The sequence below is a fragment of the Streptococcus dentapri genome (genome assembly GCF_042649885.1).
GTDB lineage: Bacteria > Bacillota > Bacilli > Lactobacillales > Streptococcaceae > Streptococcus > Streptococcus dentapri.
The window spans coordinates 1-25862 of sequence record NZ_JBHSAC010000008.1; the positions used below are offsets into that span (position 1 = coordinate 1).

Below are 25862 nucleotides of genomic sequence, written 5' to 3' on the forward strand. Positions count from 1 at the left end.
CCATGACTAAAAGAGCAATCGTTTAACAAAAACACTTTATAAATTTTGTACAGAAAACTGTTGCCTTTTCAAAATCAAGGTCACTAAATGTCAGATTTATGAGGATAGACATGCTATAATGAAGTAAAACTAGGAGGAAAAACTATGACAAAATTAGCATTAACAGGGGGAACAGGTCATTTAGGCGGCTTGGTTGCTCAAACCTTAGAATCAGAAAAATTGAACGTGCGCTATCTAGCTCGCCGTCCGGAAGCCGTTTCAAGAGCCAAAGGAGTTAGTGTATATAAGGCTAGCTATGAACATTCACCAGAGGTTGTTGAAGCCCTCGCAGGGGTTGATGTCCTCTTTATGGTATCAGCTTCTGAAAGTGCGACCCGTCTGCAAGAGCATCAAGCATTTATTGACAGCGCAAAAGAAGCTGGTGTTGGGCATATCATCTATACGTCCTTTTACAATGCCAACCCCAATTCGACTTTTACATTAAGTCCTACTCATGCGGCAACAGAAAAGTACATTAAGGACAGAGGCTTTACTTATACTTTTTTGAGAGATAATTTCTATACAGACTTTTTCGCAGAATTGTGCCAGGAGTATGGTGAAATCAAGGGACCTGCCGGAAATGGAAGAGTTTCTTTGGTTGTCAGGGCTGATGTAGCAGAAGTTGTTGCCCAGATCCTTAAGGACCCAGAAAAATGGGCTAATCGAACCTTGGATATGACCGGACCAGAAGATTTGACGCTTGCAGAAATTGCCCAAATTGCTAGTGAAATTTTAGGAAAAGAGATTGCCTATGTGGAAGAAACTGTTGAAGAAGCCTATACCTCTCGCCAAGCTTGGCCGGCAGAAGAGTGGGAATATGACGCCTGGGTTTCAACCTATACCGCTATTGCTAAGGGGGAGCAAGCCGGTGTGTCTGATGATATTGAGAGCGTATTGGGAAGAAAAGCGACGAGTCTTGAAACTTATTTAAAGAATTTAATATAAAACCTCCTCTTGAAGGCCTATATTCCCATTTAATGGCAGGCGGTGAAGAACGAAATTTCAATGTATTATGTTATTGCCGTGGTTGAAGGTTTATAATCAGCTTTTTCTTGTGCCATATTTTACACACTGGTCCCAAAGTGCTATAATATTAAAGTTAATGAATCCTTCAATCCTCTTGTCGTTGAAGGAATAAAAGAAAAAATTAAAACTAAGAGGTGACTCCCATGGGACGTAAATGGGCAAATATTGTTGCGAAAAAAACTGCCAAAGATGGTGCTAACTCTAAAGTATATGCGAAATTTGGTGTTGAAATTTATGTGGCTGCCAAACAAGGTGATCCAGATCCAGAATCAAATTCAGCCTTGAAGTTTGTTTTGGAAAGAGCCAAGCAAGCACAGGTACCTAAGCACGTCATTGATAAGGCGATTGACAAGGCCAAAGGAAATACGGATGAAACCTTTGTTGAAGGGCGTTATGAAGGCTTTGGTCCTAATGGTTCGATGATTATCGTTGATACCTTGACCTCAAATGTCAATCGAACAGCTGCTAATGTGCGAACAGCCTATGGTAAAAACGGCGGGAACATGGGAGCATCTGGCTCAGTTTCTTACATGTTTGATCGCAAGGGTGTTATGGTCTTTAAGGGTAATGATGCTGACAGCGTTTTTGAGTTGCTTTTGGAAAATGATGTTGATGTTGACGATGTGGAAGCAGAAGATGGCTCCATCACCGTTTATACAGCTCCAATAGATCTCCATAAGGGAATGGAAGTTTTGAAAGCTAATGGAGTGGAGTCATTCCAGGTGACAGAACTTGAAATGATTCCACAATCAGAGGTTGAACTGACGGGTGAGGATCTAGAAACCTTTGAAAAACTCATCGATGCTCTGGAAGCCGATGAAGACGTTCAAAAAGTCTACCATAATGTAGCAGACTTCTAAGTAACTAAGTAAGAGGCTGGGACAAAAGTCCTGCCTTTTTGTTTTGCTCTAGCTTTACCAAATTAATGCAAGGATTGATTGGCAGTCTTTATCCCTTGCTAGACAAATGATAGCGGCCAAGTTAATCAACTGTTCAGAAAAAAGGAAGGACAACAAATCTAAACTGTGATTTTATCACAATTTACCGATTTTTATCTCACTCTCTTATTTTAATGAAAATTTGGTGAAAATACTGAAACCGTTCTCAAAAAATGATATAATAGAACTAACAAAATAGAATGAGGAAATTATTATGGCTGTAAAAGATTTTATGACCCGCAAGGTTGTTTATGTTTCACCGGATACAACGGTAGCGCATGCTGCTGATATTATGCGAGACCAGGGCTTGCGCCGCCTGCCCGTTATTGAAAACGATAAGCTAGTTGGCATTGTGACTGCTGGTACCATGGCTGAAAATAGTCCATCCAAAGCAACCAGTTTGTCCATCTATGAAATGAACTATCTTTTGAATAAGACTAAAATCGGCGATATCATGATTAAAGATGTTATTACAGTTTCCCCTTATGCTAGTATTGAAGATGCTATTTACCTCATGATGACCCACAAGGTTGGAGTCCTTCCTGTTGCTGAAAATGATGTCGTTTCAGGGATCATTACGGATAAGGATGTTTTTCGGACCTTCCTCGAAGTCTCTGGTTACGGTGAAGCAGGTGTTCGTGTTCGTATTTTAGCAGATGACAGCGTTGGGGTCTTGGAAAAGATTGTCAGCACTATTGCCAAGGAGAATCTCAATATCCGCCGAACTGTTATTGCAGAAGCTAGTAATGGTAAGGTTGTCAATGAAATCCAGATTGATGGTAAGGTCGATAAGGCTGACCTCAAGGCTAAGCTGGAAGCTGTCGGTTTAACAGTTGAGGATATTCAGGATACCAAAGCCAAGGCCCTCTTTTAAAGTTTTAATGACTGATGAGCGAAATTTTGTCAGTTTTTTGGTAAAATAGAACTACTATGGAAAATGTGAAAACGGATCAAAAAGGTCAACTGATTACCCTTGAAGGCCCTGATGGGGCGGGAAAAACAAGTATTCTTGAAAAACTAGCTTCACTCTTGGAGGCTGCTGGATATGAGGTGGTGACAACTCGTGAACCAGGCGGTGTTACTATTTCAGAAAGTATTCGTAAGATTATTCTTGATGTTGAAAATACTAGCATGGATAATAAGACAGAGCTTTTGTTATATATTGCTGCCCGTCGCCAGCACTGGGTCGAAAGAGTTTTGCCAGCTTTGGCTGCTGGGAAACTGGTCTTGGTTGATCGTTTTATTGATAGCTCTGTGGCCTATCAGGGTTATGGTCGTGGTTTGTCCGTGAATGATATCACTTGGTTAAACGCTTATGCGATTGATGATACCAAGCCCCAACTGACCCTCTTATTTGATGTACCATCAGAGGTTGGTTTAGCCCGTATTGAATCGGCTGATGTCCGAGAAGTTAATCGCTTGGATTTAGAGAAGTTAGATATGCACAAGCGTGTCCGTCAAGGTTATCTGGATTTAGCAAAAGCTGACCCTGATCGTATTAAATTGGTTAATGCTAATCAAGATTTGGAAACAGTGGTCGCGACTGCCTTTGATCTTGTTCAAGCAAATTTAGCAAAATAGAATATATGGAATTAAAGAATTTACAGCCCAAAATTTTTCAGGAATTTCATCGGATTTTACAGCAGGGAAAATTGAGTCATGCTTATTTGTTTACAGGTAATTTCGGCAGTTTTGAGATGGCTCTTTTTCTGGCTCAAAGCCAGTTCTGTGAAAATTTGCAGGACAGTCTGCCTTGTGGTCACTGTCGTGAATGTCGATTAATTGCTGAAGGCGATTTTTCAGATGTTAAGGTTATTGAACCCCAAGGTAATGTAATAAAAACAGATACCATCAGAGAATTGCTGCGCGATTTTTCACGGTCGGGATTTGAAGGTCAGTCGCAGGTCTTTATCATCCGCGATGCCGATAAGATGCATACCAATGCGGCTAATAGCCTTTTGAAATTTATTGAAGAGCCCCAATCATCATCTTATATGATTCTCGTGACTTCAGACGATGGCAAGGTTCTTCCCACCATCAAAAGCCGGTGCCAGATTTTCCACTTTCCTAAAAATGAGACCTATCTTCAAACTCAGCTAGAAAACGCAGGACTTTTAAAGGATAAGGCTCGGCTAATTGCTGCAGTAGCAGATGATGAAGCTGATGCTCTGGCTATCACTGAGATGCCCAAGTTCGATGAAATTTGGCGCAGTCTTGATAAGTTTGTGAGGGATCTGGAGACTCATCAAGATCAGGCCTTCTTGCAGGTCTCTCGTCTGTCCAGTTTGGCTGGGGATAAATCCGAACAGGATTTGATTTTCAAACTTTTGTTGGTCATGCTAAGGGAAGCGCAAAATGTTGCAGCTGTCTCTAAACTTTATCAGACTAGACAGATGTGGCTGAGTAATGTCAGCTTTCAAAACGTATTAGAATATATGGTGTTATTATGACAGAAGTAATCGGAATAAAATATGAAGAAAACGGTCAGATTTTCTATGTTTTACCAGATAAAATGTATGATAAAAACGCCTTAGTTGTGGTTCGTTTAAATAAAGGGGATCGTTTGGCGCAAGTTGTCCGCCCGAATGAAGATTTGGATACCCAGACTCTTCCGGCTAAGATGGCTACTGTTTTAAGAGCAGCCAGGTCGCAGGATATTGAGCGCCACCATGCTAATTTAGACCATGCCCAACAAAATATAACGTCAGTCAAGGAGTTGATTGCCAAGCATAATTTAGATATGAAATTGGTCAATATTGCTTTTCCGCTGGATCGTAGTCATGTTTTCATTACCTTTACAGCCGAGCAGCGCGTAGATTTTCGTCAGTTACTCAAAGATTTAGCTGCTCATTTTAAGGCTCGAATTGAACTTCGTCAAGTCAATAGTCGTGAAGAAGCTAAGATTTACGGAGGACTAGGTCCCTGTGGCCGTCCTCTTTGCTGTTCAACTTTTTTAGGTGATTTTCCTCCTGTCTCCATTAAGATGCTTAAAAATCAAAATTTATCTCTCAGCTCTGGCAAAACTACCGGCCTCTGTGGCCGTTTGCTTTGCTGTCTCAGTTTTGAAGATGATTTTTATCAGGAAGCTAAGCAGAGGTTCCCTGATTATGGTAGCATTGTTCAGACTAAGGAGGGGTCAGGAACAGTAGCTGGTATGGATGTCTTTTCAGAAACTGTTAAAGTACGTTTTGACGATAAATCAACCCTGCTGACTTATAGTTTGGAGGAACTTATCATAAATGGATAAAAATGAACTATTCGATGTTTTTGAGGATGTCTCTAATAATTTGATGGAGAATTTTGCCCAAGTTGAATTGGTGAAGAAAAAAATGCAGGAGATTATTGAAGAGAATACTCAGTTGCGCATTGAAAATACCAAGCTAAGAGAACGCTTGTTTGATGTTGATAAAAAGGAAGCTCCCAAGGCTTCCAGTCAGGGACTGGAAAACTTAGAGTCTATCTATGAAGATGGTTTTCATGTTTGTAACAACGATTATGGTAAACGTCGCGACGATAATGAGGATTGCCTCTTTTGCATGGAGTTATTGAATAGAGAGTAGTATGAAAATTCAAAAAAGTTTTAAGGGGACTGCTGAATATGGTAGTCTCTACTTAGTACCGACTCCAATTGGGAATTTGCAGGATATGACTTATCGTGCTGTTCAAATTCTCAAGGATGTTGATTTCATCTGCGCTGAGGACACCCGCAATACTGGCCTTCTGCTCAAACATTTTGCAATTGAAACCAAGCAGCTTTCCTTTCATGAACACAATGCCTTTGAAAAGATTCCGCAGTTACTGGATTTACTGAAGTCAGGTCAATCCTTAGCTCAAGTGTCCGATGCCGGCATGCCAAGTATTTCTGATCCCGGTCATGATTTGGTTAAAGCAGTTTTGGCGTATGGCATAAGGGTCATCGCCTTACCAGGGGCTTCGGCTGGTATTACAGCCCTGATTGCTAGTGGATTAGCCCCCCAGCCCCATATTTTCTACGGCTTTCTTCCCCGTAAAAAGGGACAGCAGAAGGAGTTTTTTACTGAGAAAAAGTTCTATCCAGAAACACAAATCTTCTACGAATCTCCCTATCGTGTTGCGGCGACTTTAGAGAATTTGCGTGATATCTATGGCGATCGCCAGCTGGTGCTGGTGCGCGAACTAACTAAGGTTTATGAGGAATATCAACGAGGAAGCATTTCTGAAATTTTGAACTATATTGCTGAGAATCCCGTAAAGGGTGAATGCTTGTTGCTTGTGGCAGGTTACTCTGCAGATCTTGTCTTACCTGGGCAACAAAAGCAAGTCCCAGATCCTTTGGCAGAAGTGCAAGCCTTGGTTGCAGCTGGTAAAAAGCCTAATCAAGCTATCAAAGAAATCGCTAAAAAATATGTTCTTGTTCGTCAAGAACTCTATCAAGCCTATCATAATTCGAAAGAGTCTTAGGCTCTTTTTTTTTAGCTATTTCTTCAGTTCTGTTGAATATCACAGTATTTTTATGTAATAAAATATAACACATAAATAAAGAATTTTTAGAAAAACTTGACAACGTTCATTTTAATGTTATAATTTCTTACATAAAACAAAAAGGAGATTTGCTTATGGATTCTGGTAGTATCGCATTTATGCTTATTTGTACCGGCTTGGTTTTCTTTATGACACCAGGTTTGGCTTTCTTTTATGGTGGTTTAGGTCGTCGCAAGAATGTCATCAATACTATGATGATGTGTGTCATGCCTATGGCAGCTGCCTCGGTTCTCTGGATAATTGCAGGCTATTCACTATCCTTTGGTGGAGATGGTAGTATTTTTGGGGATTGGTCTCATCTTTTCCTAAAGGGGGTTAGTGAAACGGCAAGTACCCGTGATTTAGGTATCCCAGACGCTCTCTTTGCAGCTTTTCAGATGATGTTCCCAATTATTACAGTGGGGATTTTAACAGGAGCAGCAGCAGGCCGCATGCGCTTTACTCCTTTAATCGTTTTTACCGTTTGTTGGCTCTTCCTCGTTTATTTTCCTTTTGCCCACATGGTTTGGGATGAAGGACTGCTTGCTCAATGGGGGACCATTGATTTTGCTGGGGGTGATGTCGTTCACATTACATCTGGTGTGTCTGGTCTAGTGCTAGCTCTGATGCTAGGTAAACGCCGAGGTTACGGCCGCTTGGATTATCGTCCTCATAATATTCCCTTTGTTTTATTGGGGGCTGGCATCCTATGGTTTGGCTGGTTTGGTTTTAATGCCGGTTCAGCCCTCGCTGCGAATGGACTTGCTGTTCACGCTCTACTGACAACTCATATTGCAGCGGCGACAGCCTTGGCTTCATGGATGGTAATTGAAAAAATGACTACAGGAACCTATTCACTTGTCGGTGCATCAACAGGATTGGTAGCTGGCTTGGTTGCCATTACACCAGGAGCTGGATTTGTTCCTATATGGAGTGCTCTGTTGATTGGTCTTTTAGTCAGTCCGGTTTGTTATTTTGCTATTTCGGTCTTGAAGAAAAAATTAGGCTATGACGATGCCCTAGATGCCTTCGGTTGCCACGGTGTAGGTGGGATTCTTGGTGGTCTGCTAACAGCTATTTTTACTACCCCTGATCTAGCACTTGATAAAGCTAATATCGGTCTGATTCATGGTGATGCGCATTTGCTTTTAGTAACCATTGCTGCTATCCTATTTACCATCGTCTGGTCCGCTCTTGCAACTTTTGTCATTGTTAAAGTCATTTCAATCTTCATGCCAATCCGTGTTAGTGATCACGCAGAAGCGATTGGTTTGGACGATAGCGAGCATGAAGAAACTGCTTATCCAACGTTCTTGGGCTTGGATAGCTGATTAGAAAGCGAGTAGAATATGAAAAAAATTGAAGCAATTATTAGACCGGATCGATTGGAGGATCTCAAAGATGCGCTTGCAAAAAAAAGTTTTGAAAGAGGGATGACAGTTAGCCAAGTCCTCGGTTATGGGAATCAAAAAGGCTTTGTGGAATATGTCCGTGGCCGTAAGGTCGTTCCAACCTTGTTAGCTAAGGTGAAAATTGAAATCATCGCTCATGATTCAGCAATCGATGGTATCGTAGAGATTATCACAGAGGCTGTTCGTACAGGAGAAGTCGGTGATGGGAAAATCTTCATCCTACCGATTGATGATGTTATCCGCATTCGGACGGGTGAGCACGGTGGCGATGCTATCTAAACTAAAAGGATGAGGCTGGGGATTCTGGTCTCACTTTTTAGTATAGGTAAGAAATTTCTGGATTAGGGCTAAAATGTGGCTTCTCTTCACCTTAGCGTTCGTTTTTCGTCAATATTAACATTAGCTATCCTTGAAATTGTTCTAAAATTCAGAATACTGTGTTATAATATTGGTAATTAAATTTTGGAGGTGTCTTTATGACAATTTATAATTTCTCAGCAGGACCTGCTACATTACCGAAACCAGTGCTTGAACAAGCACAGAATGAACTTCGTAATTACCAAGGTTCGGGCATGTCCGTGCTTGAAATGTCCCATCGCTCTCCAGAATTTGACAAGATCATTAAAGATGCCGAAAAGACCTTGCGCGAGTTGATGGACATTCCTGATAATTATAAGGTGATGTTTTTGCAAGGAGGAGCTTCGCTTCAATTTACTATGGTACCGTTGAACTTGGCTCAAGGTAAGAAAGCCTACTATCTTGTTGGTGGTTCTTGGGGGAAAAAGGCCTATACAGAAGCTCTTAAATTAGCAAAGACGATTCCTTTTGAACCGATTTTGCTAGCCTCATCAGAGGATACGGTTTATGACCATATCCCAACTTTTGATCCAGCAACGATTGATCCTGAGGCAGCCTATGTTCATTTGACGACTAACAACACCATTGAAGGGACAGCTATCTATGAACTTCCTGATACCAATGGAGTACCGATTGTCGCTGATATGTCTTCAAATATTTTAGCTGCTCGTTATAATGTTGAGGATTTTGCTCTCATTTATGCGGGAGCACAAAAGAATATCGGACCAGCTGGTGTGACTGTTGTTATTGTTCGTGAGGATTTCTTGAATGACCAACCCATGCTGTCAAGTATGTTAGATTACCGTATTCAAGCAGAAGCAGGTTCACTTTACAATACACCACCTGCTTACAACATATATATTTCAAAATTGGTTTTTGACTGGGTCAAAAATGAAATCGGTGGTGTTGATAAGATGGCGGCGATTGAGCGTGAAAAGTCTGCTTTGCTCTATGATTTTATTGAGCAGTCGGACTTTTACACAAGTCCTGTAAAATTTGCTAAGGACCGTTCAGTCTGCAACATTCCTTTTGTGACACCAAGCAAGGATTTGGATGCCCAATTTGTAAAGGAAGCCGATGCTCTCGGTTTCAAAAACATCAAGGGTCACCGCTCTGTTGGTGGCATGCGTGCTAGTCTGTACAATGCTTTCCCACGTCAAGGTGTGTTGGATCTTCTTGAATTCATGAAGAAATTTGAGGAAGAACATAAGTAATGGATATTAGACTTGCTTTTCCAAATGAAGCAGACCAGATTATGTCCACTATTATAGCTGCTAAGGAGTTGCTGGCAGAAGCTGGGAGCAGTCAGTGGCAAGAGTCAGATAGTTATCCCAATCAGTCAGATATTTTTTCGGATATCCTGCAGGGGAAGGGTTATATTGGCTTAATTGATGGTGAAATCGTGGCATATGGTGCAGTTGTTTTTGGACACGAAGCGGCCTATGATGCTATTTATGATGGCCAGTGGCAGCACAATAATCAGCTCTATACAAGCTTACGCCGTATTGTTATTGCGCCAAACTATCGTGGACAGGGTTTGGCCCAGACTTTTTTGCAGGGTTTGATAGAAGGTTACGATGCGCATGATTTTCGCTGTGATACCCATGTGCACAATGCCAGTATGCAGCATATTTTAGAGAAGTTAGACTTTGTTTACTGTGGGAAGGTTCCTGTCAATGGTGAACGATTAGCTTATCAAAAAATTAAGAAAAAATCTGAAAAAGCTCTCTACCAAGAAATAGATGAGGCAGCTCATCACAGCTTATAATGCTCAAAGAAATAGTAAAGGGAGGCTGGAGGAGCCAGCCTTTGTGTGAATCAAATGGTATTTAGTGTAAAGACATTTAATAATATTAATCAAATTGGTTTAAAAGAATTAGGAAATAATTTTCAGATTGATGGCGATTTAGCCGATAATCCTGATGCCTATATCATCCGCAGTCAAAATCTTCACGATACAGAATTTCCTGAAAATTTAAAGGCTATTGCTCGTGCAGGTGCTGGGACTAATAATATTCCTATTGATAAGGCATCAGAAGCTGGTATTGTAGTCTTTAATACGCCTGGTGCTAATGCCAATGCTGTTAAGGAAGCAGTTGTGGCTTCGATTTTAATGTCGGCGCGTGATTATATCGCAGCTAACGCTTGGACCAATACGCTTTCAGGCGATGATGTTCCCAAGCAGGTTGAGTCTGGTAAGAAGCAGTTCGCCGGAACAGAAGTACGGGGGAAAACACTGGGAGTTATCGGACTGGGAGCTATTGGTGCTCGCATTGCTAATGACGCTTACCGTTTGGGTATGCAGGTACTGGGCTACGATCCCTACGTATCCATTGAAGCTGCTTGGAATATTTCTCACCATGTTAAGCGGGTTAAGGACATAAAGGAAGTCTTTGCTAACTGTGACTATATTACAATTCATGTTCCTCTGACACCGGACACTCAAAATACCTTTGATGCAGCCGCCTTTGATTTAATGCAAAAAGGGACTGTCATTATCAACTTTGCGCGTGCTGAGATGGTGGATAATAGCGCTCTTTTTGACGCGATTGAAACCGGTGTTGTTAAGCGCTACATTACCGATTTCGGTACACAAGACTTGCTTAACAAGGAAGGTATTACTGTCTTTCCACATGTTGGGGGTTCTACCGCAGAAGCTGAGCTTAATTGTGCTATCATGGCAGGGCAAGAGATTCGTCAGTTTATGGAGACAGGTGAGATTACTCACTCGGTCAACTTTCCTAATATGCACCAAGCCTTGACAGCACCTTATCGGATTACCCTGATCAATAAAAATGTGCCCAATATTGTGGCCAAGATTTCAACGGCAGTTTCTGATTTTGATATCAATATCGATAATATTATCAACCGTTCTAAAGGAGATTATGCCTATACGATTTTAGATCTTGATGAAACTGATAAAGCCAAGGTTGATGACCTTGTCGCTCGATTTGAATCCAGCGATAATATCGTTCGTGTCCGTCTCATCAAGGGCAAATAATTATCAAAGAGTCGAGTCCTAATCTCGGCTTTTTTATTGAGTTTTTGCTATAATGGTAAAAATGCTTGTAAGGAGAAATACCATGTATAAGCAGGAATTAAAAGTTTATCAAAAAGTCCCTTCAACTGCTTTTATTAGTGGTTAGAGAAACAGGCATTGAATACATCAAATCAACCGATTTACAGAAAAAATATAGTGTTACTCCTCTGCTTAATTCCGATGGGAGTCCCAAGATCAACGACAAGTAGAAGGTAGAAACTCTATGATTTTTAAACAGATCTATTCAGTCTCCCTTAGGCAAAAGACACTCTTAGCTGTCTATTTTCAAGGACAAAAATATGAGCTGTATGGTTACAAAAATAAGGAATTGTCCGAAACGACGAATGACCTTCTGGAGCACACTAAATCTTGGCTGACCGCCTATTTTGCTAGTGATTAGAGCAAACTCACTGAGATTGATCTGCCCTTAAAACCTAAGGGGACAGACTTTCGAGGTAAGGTCTGCTCTGTTCTGTTTCAGATTCCCTATGGGCAAACGAGAACCTATGGACAGATTGCTCACCAAATCGGTTGTCAGTCCGCTCAAGCTATTGGTAGAAATCCACTCTCTGTGATTGTTCCCTGCCACCGTGTTTTAGCTCAAACTGGTCAGTTGATAGGCTATGCAGGCGGTCTTGAGCGCAAGCGTTTGCTCTTGCAACACGAAGATGCGACTCTATCAAACAATAATAATAGAAAGAGAAAATGATGCTTACTTTTTACGAATACCCTAAATGTACAACCTGCCGTCGGGCCAAAGCAGAATTGGATGCACTTGGTTTGGAGTATCAAGCAATTGATATTAAGACTAATCCTCCTCAGGCTGACACCCTGAGGGAGATTCTGCTCCATTCTGATTATAAACTCAAGAAACTGTTTAACACCAGTGGCAACAGTTACCGCGAACTGGGATTGAAAAATAAAATGGATGCCCTGACGCTCGACCAAGCCTTGGACCTTCTAGCAGCAGACGGCATGCTGATTAAACGCCCGATTTTGGTCAAGGATAATAGGATCTTGCAAATTGGATACCGCACACCTTATGCAGATTTGGATTTTGGAAGGGTTAAAAAATAACCCATTCATGATATGAATAGATATAAGATTGAACAATAGGTATATAAAGTAGTTATGTATCGTTGAAATCTGCCATCAGAAGAAGGATAAAAGTATGGCAATTTCTATGATAAGGGGATTTTATTTAAGGAGAGTTTAAATGTTAGGGAAATCACTTGAACTTGGTGAGCTTTATAAAGAATTACGGATGGCCAGAGGGCTTAAGTTGAAAGATATTGCTCGTGATAATTTATCGGTTTCACAGTTGTCGAAGTTTGAAAATGGTCAGACAATGTTAGCGGCTGATAAACTTATTTTGGCTATTCAAGGCATTCACATGACTTTTTCAGAATTCAGTTATGCCCTCACTCAATATCAAGAATCTGACTTATTTAAAATCGGAAAAAAACTGGTGGAGTTTCAAGCTCAAAAGGATGTTGAGGGACTTAAGCAAATATTGGATGACTACCAAGATAGTGAATCTTATAATGTGTATAATCGCCTTAATAAATTAGTGATAAAAGCAGTTATTTATAGTGTTGATGCAAGCTTTGAAATTTCAAATGATGAGAAAGAGTTCCTTACTTCTTACCTTTATGCTATTGAGGAGTGGACAGAGTATGAACTCTATCTTTTTGGTAATACTTTATTTATTTTATCCGATAACGACTTAGTTTTTCTAGGGAAAGCTTTTGTGGAGCGGGATAAGTTATATAGGGAACTTCCAGAGCATAAGAAACGATCTGAACTTGTTTTAATTAATCTTATCCTTATCTTGATTGAACACCGTAAACTCTATCATGCTTCATATTTTGTTGAAACTCTTGAAAAGATGTTAACTTACCAAGATATGTTTGCAAGAATTCTTTTAAATTTTTTAAAAAAAGTGATGAATTATTTGGCAGGAGAGGGCATTAATCTATCTGATGTTGAAAACTATATTAACTTAATTGAGCAGCTAGGTAACCCTACGCTTGTCATGTTTTTAAGAACTAATTTGGAACAAATTATGATGAAAAGTTAACCTAAGGATGATAAAAGGCACCGAACTACTGAGGTAGTCGATGCCTTTCTTTTGGGAGAATTTAAAGTAAAGTATTTTACCATATAGCTAATTATAACAATGGCAAAAGCAAAAATGGCAAACAAATGGCGAAATAAATAATTCTTTTTAGCATAGGGAACCTCAACCTCCTTTATACTTATTTTACTAAGAAATTTTTGTAAAACGGTAAATTCGCAAATATGAAAAAATTTTTTTAAAAATTTCATATTTGCGAATTTTTAAAAAAAGTTGAAAATAGATGTTACTATATCAATGTAAAGTATGATGGCGATGTGCACTAGTTGTTATATTTTACAAATATAGTGCCTATGGTGCTAATAAAAAACTTTATGGAGGAAATGTTATGTCAGCACTTTTAGATAGCTATACTCAATATACTACACCTAAAGCTATTCAAGACAGTCTATCTAAAGATAACCAATTGGGAAATGTTGGTTCATCAATTAGTATTTCTGTTACTTATTCAGCTTCATGGTCATGGACTGTTACATGGACAGTTGGGTAAACTTTAGGATATTGATGTTAGTTTAGATTTTTAAAATATAGTAAGGTCTCTTTTACGTATACATTAATTATATTGTAGGAGGGACTTTATTTTAAATAGGAGAAAAAATGAGTCATACTGCTGCATATAACTTATATCAATTGCTGACAGATAAAACAGATCCTCATATTGATACAGTTAAACAATTGATTAGTGAGAATTATAGAGATGAGGTTTTACCATTATTAAATATTATAAAATCTTTGAGAATTGGTGAACTATCATTTCAGCTTAATATGGATCATAATGTTATTAAGGTTATAGATAATGACATTCAAGGAGAATTGAAAATTATATCCGATAAAGATAATAAAATAGAAAGGGTAATATTTCAACCACACTTGCCAGAGAAGGTGAATTTTGATGAGCTTACTAAACTTCTAAACAAATGTGAAGGAAACTTTTCGGTGAATTTAATAGAGGGAAACTCTGTCAAGAATTATAGAACTAAAGAATTTTTTGATATTGCTTCGTTATCTAAGTTAGTGGTTGCTGCTATAGTCTATTCAGAAATAGAAAATCAGAATTTGACTCTAAATCAAGAATATACAATCTTGCCTAAGGATATCAGTTTTTTAAGTACAGGAATTCATAGTGCAGATGTAGGAAGTACTGTTACTATAAAAAAATTACTTTCTTTAATGTTGATTGCTTCAGATAATACAGCGATGGATATACTTTTGAAATTACTTGGAAAAGAAACAATTAGGTTTTATATAGAATCGTGGTCTACTAAATTAGATTATAATATTGAGAATGTTAAATTGATTTCAACAAAAGATTTCTTTGGACAATCATGGTGTCAAGAGGAATTATCAGAAGCAGAGTGGAGGAAGAAAGCCTTGACTGAAGTGAAGTGGACCGAGGGACTAGGATATTTTATGCCTGTAAATCTAATTGTTGAGGCAATAAAAATTCTGCAGAAACAACCTTGGTTGCCCTGGAGAGATTACAAGCAAGGAGCATTACTGTTTAAAGGAGGAAGTGCTCCTGGAGTTCTTTGTTATTCCTGGGCTTCTCTTAATAATGAATTTGGAGATTTTATTTTTATATTAACTTTCAATAGTAATCATATTTTAAGTTATTTGAAAGAAGTATATATCTTTTCGTGCTGTAGACTTTATTTTGAAAGCGAGCTTTCTATAGATTTTAAGGAGATAAATGATGAATAATAACTTTGGACAAGGTCGAAATATTGTAACAAAAGAGGTAAATGATAATAATGTTTGGTTTTTGAAAAAAACATTATCTGGTGAACAATCAGATAGATTGAGACGCTTTGAAAATCTATTAAAGTGGGAACAAATAGTTGAAGCTTTAAATTTTTCTGACTCTCCTAAAATTGTCAAATACAATAAGGATGATAGTACTATTATCTATGAATATATTAAAGATAGTAAGTCTTTGCAAGATGAAATTTCAAATGATAGACAAAATGAACTTGACTTAATTACGAAGGCTACAAAAATTTTAACGAAGCTTCATCAAATTGATTATTTGAAGTATGATTTTAAATTACGTTATCAAGAAGGACTTGGGAAGAATTACTTGGATATACTTAAATTTATGGATATTAGGAATTATTGTTATTGTACAGGAGCGGAACTTGAAGCTTTTTCCTTACTTCAAAAGGATCTAGAATTTTTAAAAATAGTAACGGAAATAAGGGGTACTTACCAACCTAATAGGCTATGTATTGTTCATGGGGATATGAGATTAGATCAATTCTTAGTAGATTCCCGGAATAAGCTTTGGATTATTGATTTTGAAGAGATTAAAATTGGAGATATTTATGAAGATATTGCTAATTTACTAGCTTCTATACTATTTGATTGTTTACTAAAAATATTTTCGAGTTCAGAATTAGGTAATGATGGAGATATTAATGAAGAGATACAGAGACTTGGAAAACTATATCTACCTGATGTAAAAATCAAATTAAGTAAAATAATAGAAATTTATAATAATAATTTAGAAGTAAATATAAATATTTTGGATTTACATTTTTATATAGGTTTATTTATCATTGAAAGAATTATTAGCCGAGCAAAGCTTTCATTTAGGCTTTCCTCAATTGATAAAGCACTAATGGGAATTGGTAGAGGAATTGTAGTGAATCCAAATATATTAAAGGAATTTGTCTAATTGTTATTACCATAAAATTAAGTATGGAGGGGAGAAAATATGAGCAATATAAATTTTTTAGTAGATCAGATTGGTATTGACAAAGATACCTTAAATATTTCAATACAGGATAAAGTATTTGAATCTTGTTTAAATAAATCTAAAGCGGAATTAACTCAATGGTTATATAGTGTTTTACATGTAAAAAATCCAAATATATTTGAAAACAATGCAGTGGCTTCTTCTTTTGGAGATTTGAATGTTAAAATTACAGAAACTATTTCCGATCCTGGCATCATTCTCCCTTTAAAATGGGAGGTGGAAGAGGATAGGAAAATAGCGGTCATTACAGGTGTAAAAGTTGATGTTACAGATTATATAGTTGATAATAAAGTCTTACTTCCTTGTTTTAGACCTAATATTACTCCTGGTTTTTTCATGTTTAATCATAATTCCAATATTACTAGATGGGGTGGTCTCGTTAAGCGATTTTATATCGGAGCAAATAATCCAAACTATGCAATTGATTTGTGGGCTAAAGGGATTAATGTGTTTATTGATAAAGGGATTGATTTTCAGGCTAAAGTCCTTTCTGATTCGAAAAGTTATCCTAGGACGGATGCTGTAGTATTTTATGTACCCGAAGAATATGAAGATATCGTTGAAAAAGTGCTAATCAGTCTTATTAGTGAATCTAATGATAATATTGTTTGTTCCCCTCTTTGCGAGGAGATTATTTATAATTTGAGTAAGGCAGATGAGCCTATTCAGTTGGAGCATCATCAACAGAGCTTTGGGGAAAATCGCTGTTCCATCATTGCTGATTCAATTCATGATTCTATAATTAAAGGGTTAAACTTTGGAGTAATTTTAAGGCAAAGGATGCTAAGTTCTAAAGTTAATCCAGATAATCTTTCACAGAATTTGATGATAAGTTAGGAGCAAATATATGGATATTAAACTACTACTACCGGTAATTATTATTATTTTAATTTATATTTATTTTTGTATATATGATATTTTTAAAAATAAAACTACTAAATATTTTCATTGGTCAATTTGGGTTATTGTATGTCTTATAAGTATTCCATTAGGCGGTATCATATATTATTTTATAGGAAGGAATGCGGATGAAAACTGATATCTTATTAACAGTTAAAGATGTATCTATCTCATTTGGGAAAGTTAAAGCGCTAAGTCATATAAACTGCGAATTTTCTGAAAGAAACGGGGTTATTGGGTTAATAGGTCCAAATGGAGCAGGCAAGACAACTTTGATTCATTCTGTATTTGGATTTAATAAACAAAATATGGTGTCGGGAAAAATTTTATCAAGTAATAAAGAAATGGCTTATTGTCCTGATACCCCAGAATTTCCGTCGAATCTTACTGCTTTTGAAGTACTGACCTATTCTGCTTTGATTTCGCAATTTCCAGATGTTAGTAAAAAGCGTAAGGAGGAATTGTTGACAATAGTTGGCCTACTTGATAATAAGGATCAGATTGCCTCTTCTTTTTCTAGAGGTATGAAGCAAAGGCTTGGTATTGCAGCTTCTCTAATTTTAAATCCTAAAATTCTTTTCTTAGATGAGCCTACAAGTGCTCTTGATCCAATGGGACGTGAAGATATTCTTAATATTATTCATAATTTATCAAAGGATGTAACTGTAGTTGTATCTAGTCATGATTTAGATGATATTCAAAAAATAGCAGATGGGTTAATTGTTCTTAATAAAGGAAAGCTGATTTATAGCGGAGGTTTAAACAACTTTTTGAAGTTGTTTAAAGAAGTTGCCTATATTGAGGTAAAAGAAGTATCTTATCGTCAAAAAATTATTTCTTTACTGGCAAATCATCAAATAGAAATTTTAGAAGGTGGGGATCAGTTTGGAGAGAATATAATTACTTTCTTACCAGAGGATTTTCCCAAAGTATTGGATTTGATTGATAGACAAACGGCTTCTTATATTAAGTTATGTATTAATGGAGAGAATAATCTTTATCATGCTTTTTCCAAAGCAATCCATCAGAAGAAGGAGGAGCTGAACGTTGATTAGACTAGAATTTTTGAGATGGATTAGAAGTAAAAGATATCTTATTTTGATTCTTATTTTTTCAATATTTTCTCTAATTTCTACCTTGAGTTCTTACTATTCTAAGGATATTATTGAACATCTAGGGACTAATGGTGCACAAATTATTATGCCAAAGGTAACATGGAAAGATTTAATAACTTCTTATTTGAAATCTACATCTCAGATTTGTGTATTTGTAGCAGTTTATATTGTATCGCTATACTGTAGATTTGGAGAAAATGAATCAGAGAAACTTTTTTATAAAACTAGGATAAGAAATAGCGGACGAGTTCTTTTTTCTAAGTTAATGGTTAGCGTAATGATAAATTTGTTTGCTATGTTTATTGGAGCTTTATTTACTCTCTATATTATTTGGACTCTATTTGATAATTTTGATTTTGAAAAAACTATCGTTACTTTTTTCATACAGATGCTCACTTTTACAATTTTAATTATAGTGGGAACATCTATATCAGTATATAGTAACTCTCCATTCTTTTCTGCCGTAATAATGGAACTTTTCATTTTAGCATCAAGTATTGTTCAAAATATTGATGTTATTCAGAAATGGTCACCATTTAATTTATTAATCCCTAATGATTTTTTAAATGAGATAAGTTTTGAAGATTATAAAAAGCAATTTATGGTTTTATTTCTCATTTTTATTATAAGCATATTGGCAATTAGATTTAGACCTATTAATAAATTAGACATTTCCTTTAGGAGAAAATTATGATACTAGAATTTTTAAATGTTTCAAAAGTTATTGATGATAGAAAAATTATTAATAATATTTCTTTTGAAGTTGCTGAGGGTAGTAATTTTGCTTTATTGGGACCAAATGGTGCAGGAAAAACTACTATAGTTCGCCTTTTAATGGGATTGCTGAAGCCTACACAAGGTCAGATAAAATTATTAGGACAAGATGTAAATGAGATAGATAGTTCAAGTTTACGACAAAATATTGGTGTTCAAAATGATGGTAATCTTTATGAAAAACTTACTGTAAGAGAAAATTTGAACATTTGGGGTAGTATTTATGACATGACAAAAGAAGATTGTGATAAAAGAGTAACTGAATTATTATCACAGTTTCATTTAGAAGAAAGGGCGGATTCGAAAGTGGGGACTCTAAGTAAGGGGATGAAACAGAAAGTGTCTTTGATACGAGCCATATTGCATCGTCCAAAATTGTTAGTTTTAGATGAACCTACTTCAGGGTTAGATCCAGAGTCAATAGAAAGTTTCAATGACTATTTGAAATTTTTGGTACAAAACAATGCTTTAACAGTATTGATGTGTACACATCAATTACAAGGATTAGAATTATTAGCAGATTCTGTTGGTATTATAAAACAGGGGGAATTGCTTGTATCAGGAAAAGCAGACGAAATAATAGCTAATACTTGGAAAACTGCTGAGTTTGATATAAAAACAGATGACAACCAACGTTCTTTAGCAGTTTGTCAATATTATGGGAGTTCAAAAATTATTTTAAATGATGAAATGGAACAGATAGTTAGAGTACAGTTAAGTAAGACAGATGATATTTCTTGTGTTATCAGAGAATTAATTGATAATGAATTAAATATACACGAAGTCATTAAACAAAAACATCAAATTAAAGAACTTTACTTTAAAGTCATTGGAGCAGATATTTATGATAAATTTTAAACATTGCTTACAGATTATAAGAAAAGATTTTCTGGAAATGAAAAGTGATAAAGCAATTATTACCTCAATACTACCAATGTCTATTCTTTTTAGCCTTATATTGCCTATTGTAATATTATTGTTTGGTAATCATATGGAGGTTATTACAAGTATTAATGGATTAAGTGCTTTTTTAAAAAATTCAAATGCTTTTCCTGTTAATGAGAATATTAAAAATGGAACAACTCCTCTTTACCTAATTTTTATGTACTTTTTTGTTCCAATTTTTATCTTACTTCCAGTTATGGTGTCCAATATCATAGCGAGTTATAGTTTTATTGGAGAAAAAGAAAATAGAACCTTGGAATCCTTGTTATATACTCCTATTAATGATGCATCGTTAATTATCGGCAAGTCATTAGTCGCAATCGTTCCATCAATGTTAATTAGCTGGTTTTCTATCTTAATATATGGTGTATTATTGGATACTTTGGGATATTCCGTATTTGGAACCATTATTTTTCCTAATTTAACTTGGATTATATTATCATTTGTAGTCATTCCTTTAATTATTTTATTATCAACATTAATCGTAATTGTCATAACACAAAGAGTAAACAGTAGTAAATCGGCTCAATCTATTTCTATGATTATTGTACTTCCTATTGTAGGTCTTCTTATTTCTCAATCTGTAGGTGCTATCATTATGGGAACTCGAGTATTACTTCTTATATCATTGATCTTGTTAATATTTAATATCATTACTTTTAATATTATAATAAGAATGTTTAATAGAGAAAAACTAGTATTAAATCTTTAAAGTATGGAAAGGATTAGTCATGAAAGCATTAGCAGTTGTAAACACAAGTATTTTTTCAGAGGAGTCTATAGAGTTTTTACCTCAAATATCTATTACAGGAAACAAAGTTTCTTTAGGTGTAGTTGATATTGAGGAACCGGCCTTTGAAGATAAAAATCTTATTAATGATGATTTGGTTTTGATAAAGGTAGATGCCTTTAGTTGTAATTATCGCGACAAAGCAATAATTGTTAAGGCCGCATTGAAAATGGAAAAAGAAGGTATAAATGGTGAACCAATTGAATTTTTTGGATCAGATTTTGTGGGAACAGTAAAAAAAGTTGGTAAAAACGTAAAAGACATTTCAGTTGGTGATCGTATAATTCCAAATTGTTATTATCCAGGTGTTGGCAAAAACGAAATCATTCAAGGAGTTACAACTAATGAAGCTTCTAGGGGATGGCTGAAATTACATCATTCTAAAGTTATAAAAATTCCTTCTTTTATGAGTGATGCTGTTGCTTCAGCATTTTCTATTGGAGCTCAAACTTCTAGCAGTATGATAAGAAAAATGCAATTGAAGCCAGATGATAGAATATTGGTTACAAGTGGGAGATCTAATACTTCTCAATTTATAATAAAAAATTTATTGAAAAAAGGTCATATTCCAGATGTATTAACAACATCTGAGTGGTCAGAAGATGAACTAGAATTTATATTTCCTTCTAAATTGATTAAAATTGATAGAGGAGATTATAACTGGGAAAACTATGCAGAAATTGAGAAATATGATGCTATTTTTGATCCTTTCTTTGATTTGCATATATTAAGTGCTATAAAACATTTAAATATGGGTGGGAAATATATAACTTGTGGATATAAAAATCAACATCAGAGCTTTCAGGAAGAAACTGATAAAAAAGATAATGATCTTAATAATATAATGCTTACAGCCATGATAAATAATACTACTATAATTGGAAATTGTATTGGTTTAACTGGGGATTTATCAGATGCTGTTATAGATTATGACAAGCAAAATCCCCCAATTATAATTGATAAAATCTATAGTATAGATGAAGGACATAAATTTTTAGATAAAACATATAATACAACTAGATTTGGGAAAGCGATATTAAGTTACACATAATCCGTGATTTATTGTTTGAACTGGATGATTCTTTTATTGAAGTTTCACATCATTATGACTTAAATGATGTAAGGTACACCGCTGTTTATAAAATGACTGACGAAGGCAGAATAGAAAAATTAAGGGAGTAGAGCATATTGAGCCAAGCAATAAGTGCGCATAACATAATAAAAAAATTTCAACTTTCTAACCAGGAGACTGTAACGGTATTAAACGGAATATCTGTAACAGCTGATTATGGTGAATTCATTTCAATTTTAGGAATTAGTGGATCGGGGAAATCTACATTATTGAAATGTTTATCTAGTTTGATGGTTCCAGATAGCGGCGCGGTTTCGGTAAACGGATTAGATCCCTACGCTCTTAAGGATAGCCAATTAGCTAAGTTTAGGCGCCAGAATATTTCTGTGATTTTTCAATCCTATAATTTAGTTCCCGCTCTTCCCGTTCTAGAAAATATTGCCCTCCCATTACGTCTCTCTCATAAAAAGGTCGATAAAGAAGATATTCGTAAACTAATGAAACAGTTAAGATTTGAAGCTAGTCTAAATGCTTTTGTCTCTACCTTATCGGGTGGCGAACAGCAAAAAGTGGCGATTGCTAGAACTATTTTATCTGATAGCCAAGTTATTTTTGCAGATGAACCAACAGGGGCTTTGGATAGTTTATCTCGCCAAGTTATTTTTGATTTATTACGAAGTATGGCCAATAACGGGAAATGCGTCTTTATGGTGACCCACGATATCGAATTGGCTAGTCAGACCGATCGCTCTCTGATTTTAAAGGATGGCGTCATTTATCAAGAACTCTTGAGGCCCACAGCCCAATCCTTGTACCAAGCTCTTGAAGCAGAAACAATAAAATGAGAGGAGACTAACGATGTTAAAACTCATTTACTATCAATTCAACTATAGTAAGAAGCAGTGGTTAGGGACTCTGCCAGTTTTATTGGTTTCTAGTCTGATTATTGGGACTTCAATGAGTGGGATTTTCAATATCATGAAAAATGCTGATACCTTTAAACACTTAGCAGATCCAACGCCGCTTTTTGAAATGATCATTTTCTTTGGTGGATTGACTTTATTTTTACTGATTTCAGGGTTAATAAATTTTTTGATTTCAATTTTTAAGGAAGAATATCAACTCTGGACTGTTTTAGGTGCCAATCGTTCGCAGCTTTCATTATTGATTGGCGGGCAATTGTTTTTAATGGCCTTTATCTTCAGTGTCGTCACAACCATTCTCTCGATTTATTTAGCTGACGGATACTATTCCCTCATACAGTCTTTTGTAGGTGAAAAGAACCTTCCTAGTATTCCTTTTTCTTTTGATTGGCGGGCGGTCTTGCTTAGTTTGTTTATAGTACCCTTGATTGCTGGGACTAGCGGATACTACTATTCGAGAAAACTTTTGAAAATTGGAGAGCTTGATAGAGAAAAAATGGGTGATAAAAGGTGTCCTCTTCATTTAATTACTAAGGGGAGTTTTGCGCTTCTTGTTCTAGGGTTGTGGCTAAATTGTATCTATCTTTTATATTCAGCCTCTTTTACGAGTTCTCCCAATGTTAGATTTGATAGGCTCAGTTCAATTTTCTTTATGCTTTTGCTACATTTGTTCATTATTTACTTGCTGACTCCCTATCTTCAAATTTTTCAGCTAAAATTCTTATCCAAAGTTTTAGCGAAATCTAATTACACCATGATTCTAGCTAAATGGACTATTTTGTACAAACCTTCCTATTTTAAATCCTTACAGAGTTCAGTAGCCATGGGGATTACTTTAATTTCTGGTTTTTTATTATTAGCTCAGAATATCTCTGCTAGGTTCCAAACGGATAGTGTGACAGAGACCAAGGTTAGCTTTTTAGCTTTTCTTGCGGCTCCTATAGTTGTTATATTAGCTAACGTCATTTCTGTCACTATTTTATCTTCCCATCAAGATTTAAAAGATGTTAAACAGTTAAGTATTTTAGGGGTGTCAAAGCAAAATCATCTCTGGATCTTGCTATGCTATAGTTTGATTCAATCCCTTATTGTTTTTCTCACTTCGCTTTTGTTTAATCTCGTTATTCTTGTGATGGTTCTGTTTGGCGTCCATTTATTCAATTATTCTATGGTAGACTACACCCCTGTTTTTACCATTGATTTACTTGTATCAGTTTTACTATTTGTTTTTATATTTATAACAAAATCCATCAGTATACTGTATGAAAATGGTCTCGATACAGCAAAAGGTGCGTAATATTGGTTTATCTAATATCGTTTTAAGATTCCACAGAAAAATCTCATCATTCAGAGATTAAAAATATAGAAATAGATAAAGGTATTTTAAAAAACTACCAGATTGAAAGATTTTGGCCATTCAAAATATCAATAAATCAGCATTTCCATTTCTCAAGAATCAGTTCTTAGAGGTGCCCATAAGTATCTCAATAGACTAATGCATTTTATATCAAGTTGGTCTGTTTAAGAAATAAAAAATTATTTTGAAACTGTATTTTGAAAAGATGCCTGGCTTTACTCCTAATGATGTAAAAGTGGGTAACAGAAAAAATTTAGCGGAAGAATCAGGTAAATGCGCAAGGTTCTAAGTATTAACATATGACTAATTAAGGAGGAAATAGTTAATGAAAACTACACACTATAAATTTCACAAAGTAAAGAAACAATGGGTGGCAATTGCTGTAACAACTATGGCTGGTCTATCTTTGATGATGGTTGGGACTACAACATCTGTTAGTGCCGATAGTCAGTCTCAGGATTCCCAAGCAGTTCAAGTAACTCAGAACGATCAATCAGTCGTTGGTGATGGGAATCAAGTTAGTAGCTTTGATCAACCTATTCAAGCAGAAGAAAGTACGACTAATAGCCAGTCTGTTTCTGCAGAAGAAGTAGCTAAAGCTAATCAGCCCCAAGCAGGTTCTATCGCTACTCAAGATGATCGTCAGGATTCACCTGAGCTTAATCAAACTTGAATAGGTTACACTAAACTAGACAGAATTTATAAAGTGTTCTACACTAAAAGAAATCCTAAAGGAGACTATCATGTCTAGAAAAATTCGCCGTTACTTCACAGATGAGTTTAAACAACAAATCGTTGATCTTCACAATGCAGGTGTGAAGCGAGATTATCAAAGAGTATGAGTTGACCCCGTCTAGCTTTGACAAGTGGGTTAAACAAGCAAGAACAACTTGAAATTATGCTTACTTATCAGGATATGTTTGCGAGAATTTTTTTAAATTTTTTAAAAAAGGTAATGGCTTACTTGAATGGGCAAAGGGTTAGTCTATCAGATCTTGAAGATTATATTAACTTGATTGATCAGCTTGATAACCCTACACTTGTTATGTTTTTAAAAGTTAATTTAGAACAGATTATATCAGGAAAATAACTTTGTACAGATAAAAAGGTACTCTGAGTCTCATCCCGTCCAGAGTACCTTTTTGTGTGGAATTATTGTCTGCATAGAATCATTGATTGAAAAATTATAAATGAAAAAGTAGAGTGTTTATAATTTCGATAATCTATAAAAGTAATGGTAGTAGAACAATTGGCAGACAGAAAGTAAGAGTGATCAGTCTTTTAAATATAATAAATTTTAGCTCCCTTTTGTTCTCTTATTTTACCAGTAAATTTAGGTTAGGTTCATTATTCGCAAATATGAAAAATTCAAAAGAATGTTTTTCTTATTTGATAATTCTTAGAAATCGCAAAAATTGATGATAAGATAATGCTGTAAATTATTTTAATAGTTTACAATAAATGATGCTATATAGATTGGCTTTTTTATTTACTAATGATGAAAGAAGGGATATATATGTTAAAGAATATTAAAGAAAATAAAAATATCATTATTCCATTTGCACCACAAAATGATTCTGTTCAAGTCCAAGCCAGCGGAGTTCTTGCCTGGAGTTTCTGGGCTGTTGTAGGTAATGGATATAAAAACACTTCTACTCTTAAGCGACTAGTAACAAATTTCCAATTGATTGCAGCTCCTGTCGCTGAATAAGTGAAAAGGCAACAGTTTTCTGTACAAAATTTATAAAGTGTTTTTGTTAAACGATTGCTCTTTTAGTCATG

28 protein-coding genes and 3 pseudogenes are annotated in these 25862 nt (G+C 35.8%); all 31 read left to right on the forward strand.

Annotated elements, in window-relative coordinates:
• Window positions 1-144: 144 nt before the first annotated feature.
• Window positions 145-984, forward strand: a complete 840-nt coding sequence (locus ACFOSE_RS00765) for an SDR family oxidoreductase (RefSeq protein WP_380429209.1) — start codon at window positions 145-147, stop codon at window positions 982-984.
• Window positions 985-1208: 224 nt separating this feature from the next.
• The gene (locus tag ACFOSE_RS00770; RefSeq protein ID WP_380429212.1) at window positions 1209-1925 is read left to right on the forward strand and encodes a YebC/PmpR family DNA-binding transcriptional regulator; all 717 of its coding nucleotides are present in this window, start codon (window positions 1209-1211) and stop codon (window positions 1923-1925) included.
• A gap of 292 nt (window positions 1926-2217) precedes the next feature.
• Window positions 2218-2877, forward strand: coding sequence for a CBS domain-containing protein (locus tag ACFOSE_RS00775; protein WP_380429214.1), 660 nt, complete (start codon window positions 2218-2220; stop codon window positions 2875-2877).
• Window positions 2878-2933: 56 nt separating this feature from the next.
• A complete protein-coding gene (tmk, locus tag ACFOSE_RS00780) occupies window positions 2934-3584 on the forward strand; it encodes a dTMP kinase (RefSeq protein ID WP_380429217.1) in 651 nt (216 codons plus the stop codon).
• A 5-nt stretch (window positions 3585-3589) separates the two neighbouring features.
• A complete protein-coding gene (locus ACFOSE_RS00785; RefSeq protein WP_380429220.1) occupies window positions 3590-4453 on the forward strand; it encodes a DNA polymerase III subunit delta' in 864 nt (287 codons plus the stop codon).
• The gene (locus tag ACFOSE_RS00790) at window positions 4450-5250 is read left to right on the forward strand and encodes a PSP1 domain-containing protein (protein WP_380429222.1); all 801 of its coding nucleotides are present in this window, start codon (window positions 4450-4452) and stop codon (window positions 5248-5250) included. Before ACFOSE_RS00785 ends, ACFOSE_RS00790 begins: the two co-directional genes overlap by 4 nt.
• Entirely contained in the window at window positions 5243-5563 is a 321-nt protein-coding gene (gene yabA, locus ACFOSE_RS00795; RefSeq protein ID WP_380429225.1) for a DNA replication initiation control protein YabA, read from the forward strand. Before ACFOSE_RS00790 ends, yabA begins: the two co-directional genes overlap by 8 nt.
• Before the next feature lies 1 nt (window position 5564).
• Window positions 5565-6443, forward strand: a complete 879-nt coding sequence (gene rsmI / locus ACFOSE_RS00800) for a 16S rRNA (cytidine(1402)-2'-O)-methyltransferase (RefSeq protein ID WP_380429228.1) — start codon at window positions 5565-5567, stop codon at window positions 6441-6443.
• A 155-nt stretch (window positions 6444-6598) separates the two neighbouring features.
• Window positions 6599-7834 carry an ammonium transporter gene (locus ACFOSE_RS00805; RefSeq protein WP_380429231.1) on the forward strand — a complete coding sequence of 412 codons (1236 nt, stop codon included), beginning with the start codon at window positions 6599-6601 and terminating at the stop codon, window positions 7832-7834.
• Window positions 7835-7852: 18 nt separating this feature from the next.
• Window positions 7853-8194, forward strand: coding sequence for a P-II family nitrogen regulator (locus tag ACFOSE_RS00810; protein ID WP_380429233.1), 342 nt, complete (start codon window positions 7853-7855; stop codon window positions 8192-8194).
• A gap of 197 nt (window positions 8195-8391) precedes the next feature.
• Entirely contained in the window at window positions 8392-9486 is a 1095-nt protein-coding gene (gene serC, locus ACFOSE_RS00815; protein ID WP_380429236.1) for a 3-phosphoserine/phosphohydroxythreonine transaminase, read from the forward strand.
• Window positions 9486-10040, forward strand: coding sequence for a GNAT family N-acetyltransferase (locus tag ACFOSE_RS00820; protein WP_380429238.1), 555 nt, complete (start codon window positions 9486-9488; stop codon window positions 10038-10040). The genes serC and ACFOSE_RS00820 overlap by 1 nt, the downstream gene beginning before the upstream one ends.
• Window positions 10041-10094: 54 nt before the next feature.
• On the forward strand, window positions 10095-11273 hold the full coding sequence (locus ACFOSE_RS00825; RefSeq protein ID WP_380429275.1) for a phosphoglycerate dehydrogenase: 1179 nt from the start codon (window positions 10095-10097) through the stop codon (window positions 11271-11273).
• A gap of 262 nt (window positions 11274-11535) precedes the next feature.
• A pseudogene (locus ACFOSE_RS00830) lies at window positions 11536-12021 on the forward strand (methylated-DNA--[protein]-cysteine S-methyltransferase).
• Window positions 12021-12389, forward strand: coding sequence for an arsenate reductase family protein (locus ACFOSE_RS00835; protein WP_380429277.1), 369 nt, complete (start codon window positions 12021-12023; stop codon window positions 12387-12389). Before ACFOSE_RS00830 ends, ACFOSE_RS00835 begins: the two are co-directional and overlap by 1 nt.
• A gap of 139 nt (window positions 12390-12528) precedes the next feature.
• Window positions 12529-13392 (forward strand): Rgg/GadR/MutR family transcriptional regulator, encoded by an 864-nt coding sequence (locus tag ACFOSE_RS00840; protein WP_380429241.1) that lies wholly within the window; start codon window positions 12529-12531, stop codon window positions 13390-13392.
• 385 nt (window positions 13393-13777) lie between these two features.
• The gene (locus tag ACFOSE_RS00845) at window positions 13778-13939 is read left to right on the forward strand and encodes a signal protein (protein ID WP_380429244.1); all 162 of its coding nucleotides are present in this window, start codon (window positions 13778-13780) and stop codon (window positions 13937-13939) included.
• Window positions 13940-14046: 107 nt separating this feature from the next.
• Window positions 14047-15150, forward strand: coding sequence for a serine hydrolase (locus ACFOSE_RS00850; RefSeq protein WP_380429246.1), 1104 nt, complete (start codon window positions 14047-14049; stop codon window positions 15148-15150).
• Entirely contained in the window at window positions 15140-16123 is a 984-nt protein-coding gene (locus ACFOSE_RS00855; RefSeq protein ID WP_380429249.1) for a phosphotransferase, read from the forward strand. The genes ACFOSE_RS00850 and ACFOSE_RS00855 overlap by 11 nt, the downstream gene beginning before the upstream one ends.
• 39 nt (window positions 16124-16162) lie before the next feature.
• Window positions 16163-17041, forward strand: a complete 879-nt coding sequence (locus ACFOSE_RS00860) for a T3SS effector HopA1 family protein (RefSeq protein WP_380429251.1) — start codon at window positions 16163-16165, stop codon at window positions 17039-17041.
• A 191-nt stretch (window positions 17042-17232) separates the two neighbouring features.
• Window positions 17233-18159, forward strand: a complete 927-nt coding sequence (locus ACFOSE_RS00865) for an ABC transporter ATP-binding protein (RefSeq protein ID WP_380429254.1) — start codon at window positions 17233-17235, stop codon at window positions 18157-18159.
• Complete coding sequence (locus ACFOSE_RS00870) at window positions 18152-18913, forward strand: hypothetical protein (protein ID WP_380429257.1); 762 nt, start codon at window positions 18152-18154, stop codon at window positions 18911-18913. The genes ACFOSE_RS00865 and ACFOSE_RS00870 overlap by 8 nt, the downstream gene beginning before the upstream one ends.
• Window positions 18910-19851 carry an ABC transporter ATP-binding protein gene (locus ACFOSE_RS00875; protein ID WP_380429259.1) on the forward strand — a complete coding sequence of 314 codons (942 nt, stop codon included), beginning with the start codon at window positions 18910-18912 and terminating at the stop codon, window positions 19849-19851. The genes ACFOSE_RS00870 and ACFOSE_RS00875 overlap by 4 nt, the downstream gene beginning before the upstream one ends.
• Window positions 19838-20650 (forward strand): ABC transporter permease, encoded by an 813-nt coding sequence (locus ACFOSE_RS00880; RefSeq protein ID WP_380429262.1) that lies wholly within the window; start codon window positions 19838-19840, stop codon window positions 20648-20650. Before ACFOSE_RS00875 ends, ACFOSE_RS00880 begins: the two co-directional genes overlap by 14 nt.
• A gap of 19 nt (window positions 20651-20669) precedes the next feature.
• Entirely contained in the window at window positions 20670-21779 is a 1110-nt protein-coding gene (locus tag ACFOSE_RS00885) for an alcohol dehydrogenase catalytic domain-containing protein (protein ID WP_380429264.1), read from the forward strand.
• A gap of 134 nt (window positions 21780-21913) precedes the next feature.
• Complete coding sequence (locus ACFOSE_RS00890) at window positions 21914-22645, forward strand: ABC transporter ATP-binding protein (RefSeq protein ID WP_380429280.1); 732 nt, start codon at window positions 21914-21916, stop codon at window positions 22643-22645.
• A gap of 133 nt (window positions 22646-22778) precedes the next feature.
• Window positions 22779-24020: an FtsX-like permease family protein gene (locus ACFOSE_RS00895; RefSeq protein WP_380429267.1), complete on the forward strand. Its 1242-nt coding sequence runs from the start codon at window positions 22779-22781 to the stop codon at window positions 24018-24020.
• 385 nt (window positions 24021-24405) lie between these two features.
• Window positions 24406-24753 (forward strand): KxYKxGKxW signal peptide domain-containing protein, encoded by a 348-nt coding sequence (locus ACFOSE_RS00900; protein WP_380429270.1) that lies wholly within the window; start codon window positions 24406-24408, stop codon window positions 24751-24753.
• A 70-nt stretch (window positions 24754-24823) separates the two neighbouring features.
• Window positions 24824-24971, forward strand: a pseudogene (locus ACFOSE_RS00905) (transposase); the annotation flags it as partial.
• Window positions 24964-25170: pseudogene (locus ACFOSE_RS00910) on the forward strand (Rgg/GadR/MutR family transcriptional regulator); the annotation flags it as partial. The pseudogenes ACFOSE_RS00905 and ACFOSE_RS00910, both read left to right, overlap by 8 nt.
• Window positions 25171-25596: 426 nt before the next feature.
• Window positions 25597-25791: a hypothetical protein gene (locus tag ACFOSE_RS00915; RefSeq protein ID WP_380429273.1), complete on the forward strand. Its 195-nt coding sequence runs from the start codon at window positions 25597-25599 to the stop codon at window positions 25789-25791.
• Window positions 25792-25862: the final 71 nt, after the last annotated feature.

Coding starts and splice junctions, on each gene's coding strand:
- ACFOSE_RS00845 (WP_380429244.1), top strand. CDS start 13,778: ATGTCAGCACTTTTAGATAGCTATACTCAATATACTACACCTAAAGCT.
- ACFOSE_RS00825 (WP_380429275.1), top strand. CDS start 10,095: ATGGTATTTAGTGTAAAGACATTTAATAATATTAATCAAATTGGTTTA.
- ACFOSE_RS00775 (WP_380429214.1), top strand. CDS start 2,218: ATGGCTGTAAAAGATTTTATGACCCGCAAGGTTGTTTATGTTTCACCG.
- ACFOSE_RS00820 (WP_380429238.1), top strand. CDS start 9,486: ATGGATATTAGACTTGCTTTTCCAAATGAAGCAGACCAGATTATGTCC.
- ACFOSE_RS00835 (WP_380429277.1), top strand. CDS start 12,021: ATGCTTACTTTTTACGAATACCCTAAATGTACAACCTGCCGTCGGGCC.
- yabA (WP_380429225.1), top strand. CDS start 5,243: ATGGATAAAAATGAACTATTCGATGTTTTTGAGGATGTCTCTAATAAT.
- ACFOSE_RS00895 (WP_380429267.1), top strand. CDS start 22,779: ATGAAAAATGCTGATACCTTTAAACACTTAGCAGATCCAACGCCGCTT.
- ACFOSE_RS00810 (WP_380429233.1), top strand. CDS start 7,853: ATGAAAAAAATTGAAGCAATTATTAGACCGGATCGATTGGAGGATCTC.
- rsmI (WP_380429228.1), top strand. CDS start 5,565: ATGAAAATTCAAAAAAGTTTTAAGGGGACTGCTGAATATGGTAGTCTC.
- ACFOSE_RS00840 (WP_380429241.1), top strand. CDS start 12,529: ATGTTAGGGAAATCACTTGAACTTGGTGAGCTTTATAAAGAATTACGG.
- ACFOSE_RS00790 (WP_380429222.1), top strand. CDS start 4,450: ATGACAGAAGTAATCGGAATAAAATATGAAGAAAACGGTCAGATTTTC.
- ACFOSE_RS00855 (WP_380429249.1), top strand. CDS start 15,140: ATGATGAATAATAACTTTGGACAAGGTCGAAATATTGTAACAAAAGAG.
- ACFOSE_RS00865 (WP_380429254.1), top strand. CDS start 17,233: ATGAAAACTGATATCTTATTAACAGTTAAAGATGTATCTATCTCATTT.
- ACFOSE_RS00765 (WP_380429209.1), top strand. CDS start 145: ATGACAAAATTAGCATTAACAGGGGGAACAGGTCATTTAGGCGGCTTG.
- ACFOSE_RS00860 (WP_380429251.1), top strand. CDS start 16,163: ATGAGCAATATAAATTTTTTAGTAGATCAGATTGGTATTGACAAAGAT.
- ACFOSE_RS00885 (WP_380429264.1), top strand. CDS start 20,670: ATGAAAGCATTAGCAGTTGTAAACACAAGTATTTTTTCAGAGGAGTCT.
- ACFOSE_RS00875 (WP_380429259.1), top strand. CDS start 18,910: ATGATACTAGAATTTTTAAATGTTTCAAAAGTTATTGATGATAGAAAA.
- serC (WP_380429236.1), top strand. CDS start 8,392: ATGACAATTTATAATTTCTCAGCAGGACCTGCTACATTACCGAAACCA.
- ACFOSE_RS00770 (WP_380429212.1), top strand. CDS start 1,209: ATGGGACGTAAATGGGCAAATATTGTTGCGAAAAAAACTGCCAAAGAT.
- ACFOSE_RS00805 (WP_380429231.1), top strand. CDS start 6,599: ATGGATTCTGGTAGTATCGCATTTATGCTTATTTGTACCGGCTTGGTT.
- ACFOSE_RS00915 (WP_380429273.1), top strand. CDS start 25,597: ATGTTAAAGAATATTAAAGAAAATAAAAATATCATTATTCCATTTGCA.
- ACFOSE_RS00850 (WP_380429246.1), top strand. CDS start 14,047: ATGAGTCATACTGCTGCATATAACTTATATCAATTGCTGACAGATAAA.
- ACFOSE_RS00900 (WP_380429270.1), top strand. CDS start 24,406: ATGAAAACTACACACTATAAATTTCACAAAGTAAAGAAACAATGGGTG.
- tmk (WP_380429217.1), top strand. CDS start 2,934: ATGGAAAATGTGAAAACGGATCAAAAAGGTCAACTGATTACCCTTGAA.
- ACFOSE_RS00880 (WP_380429262.1), top strand. CDS start 19,838: ATGATAAATTTTAAACATTGCTTACAGATTATAAGAAAAGATTTTCTG.
- ACFOSE_RS00785 (WP_380429220.1), top strand. CDS start 3,590: ATGGAATTAAAGAATTTACAGCCCAAAATTTTTCAGGAATTTCATCGG.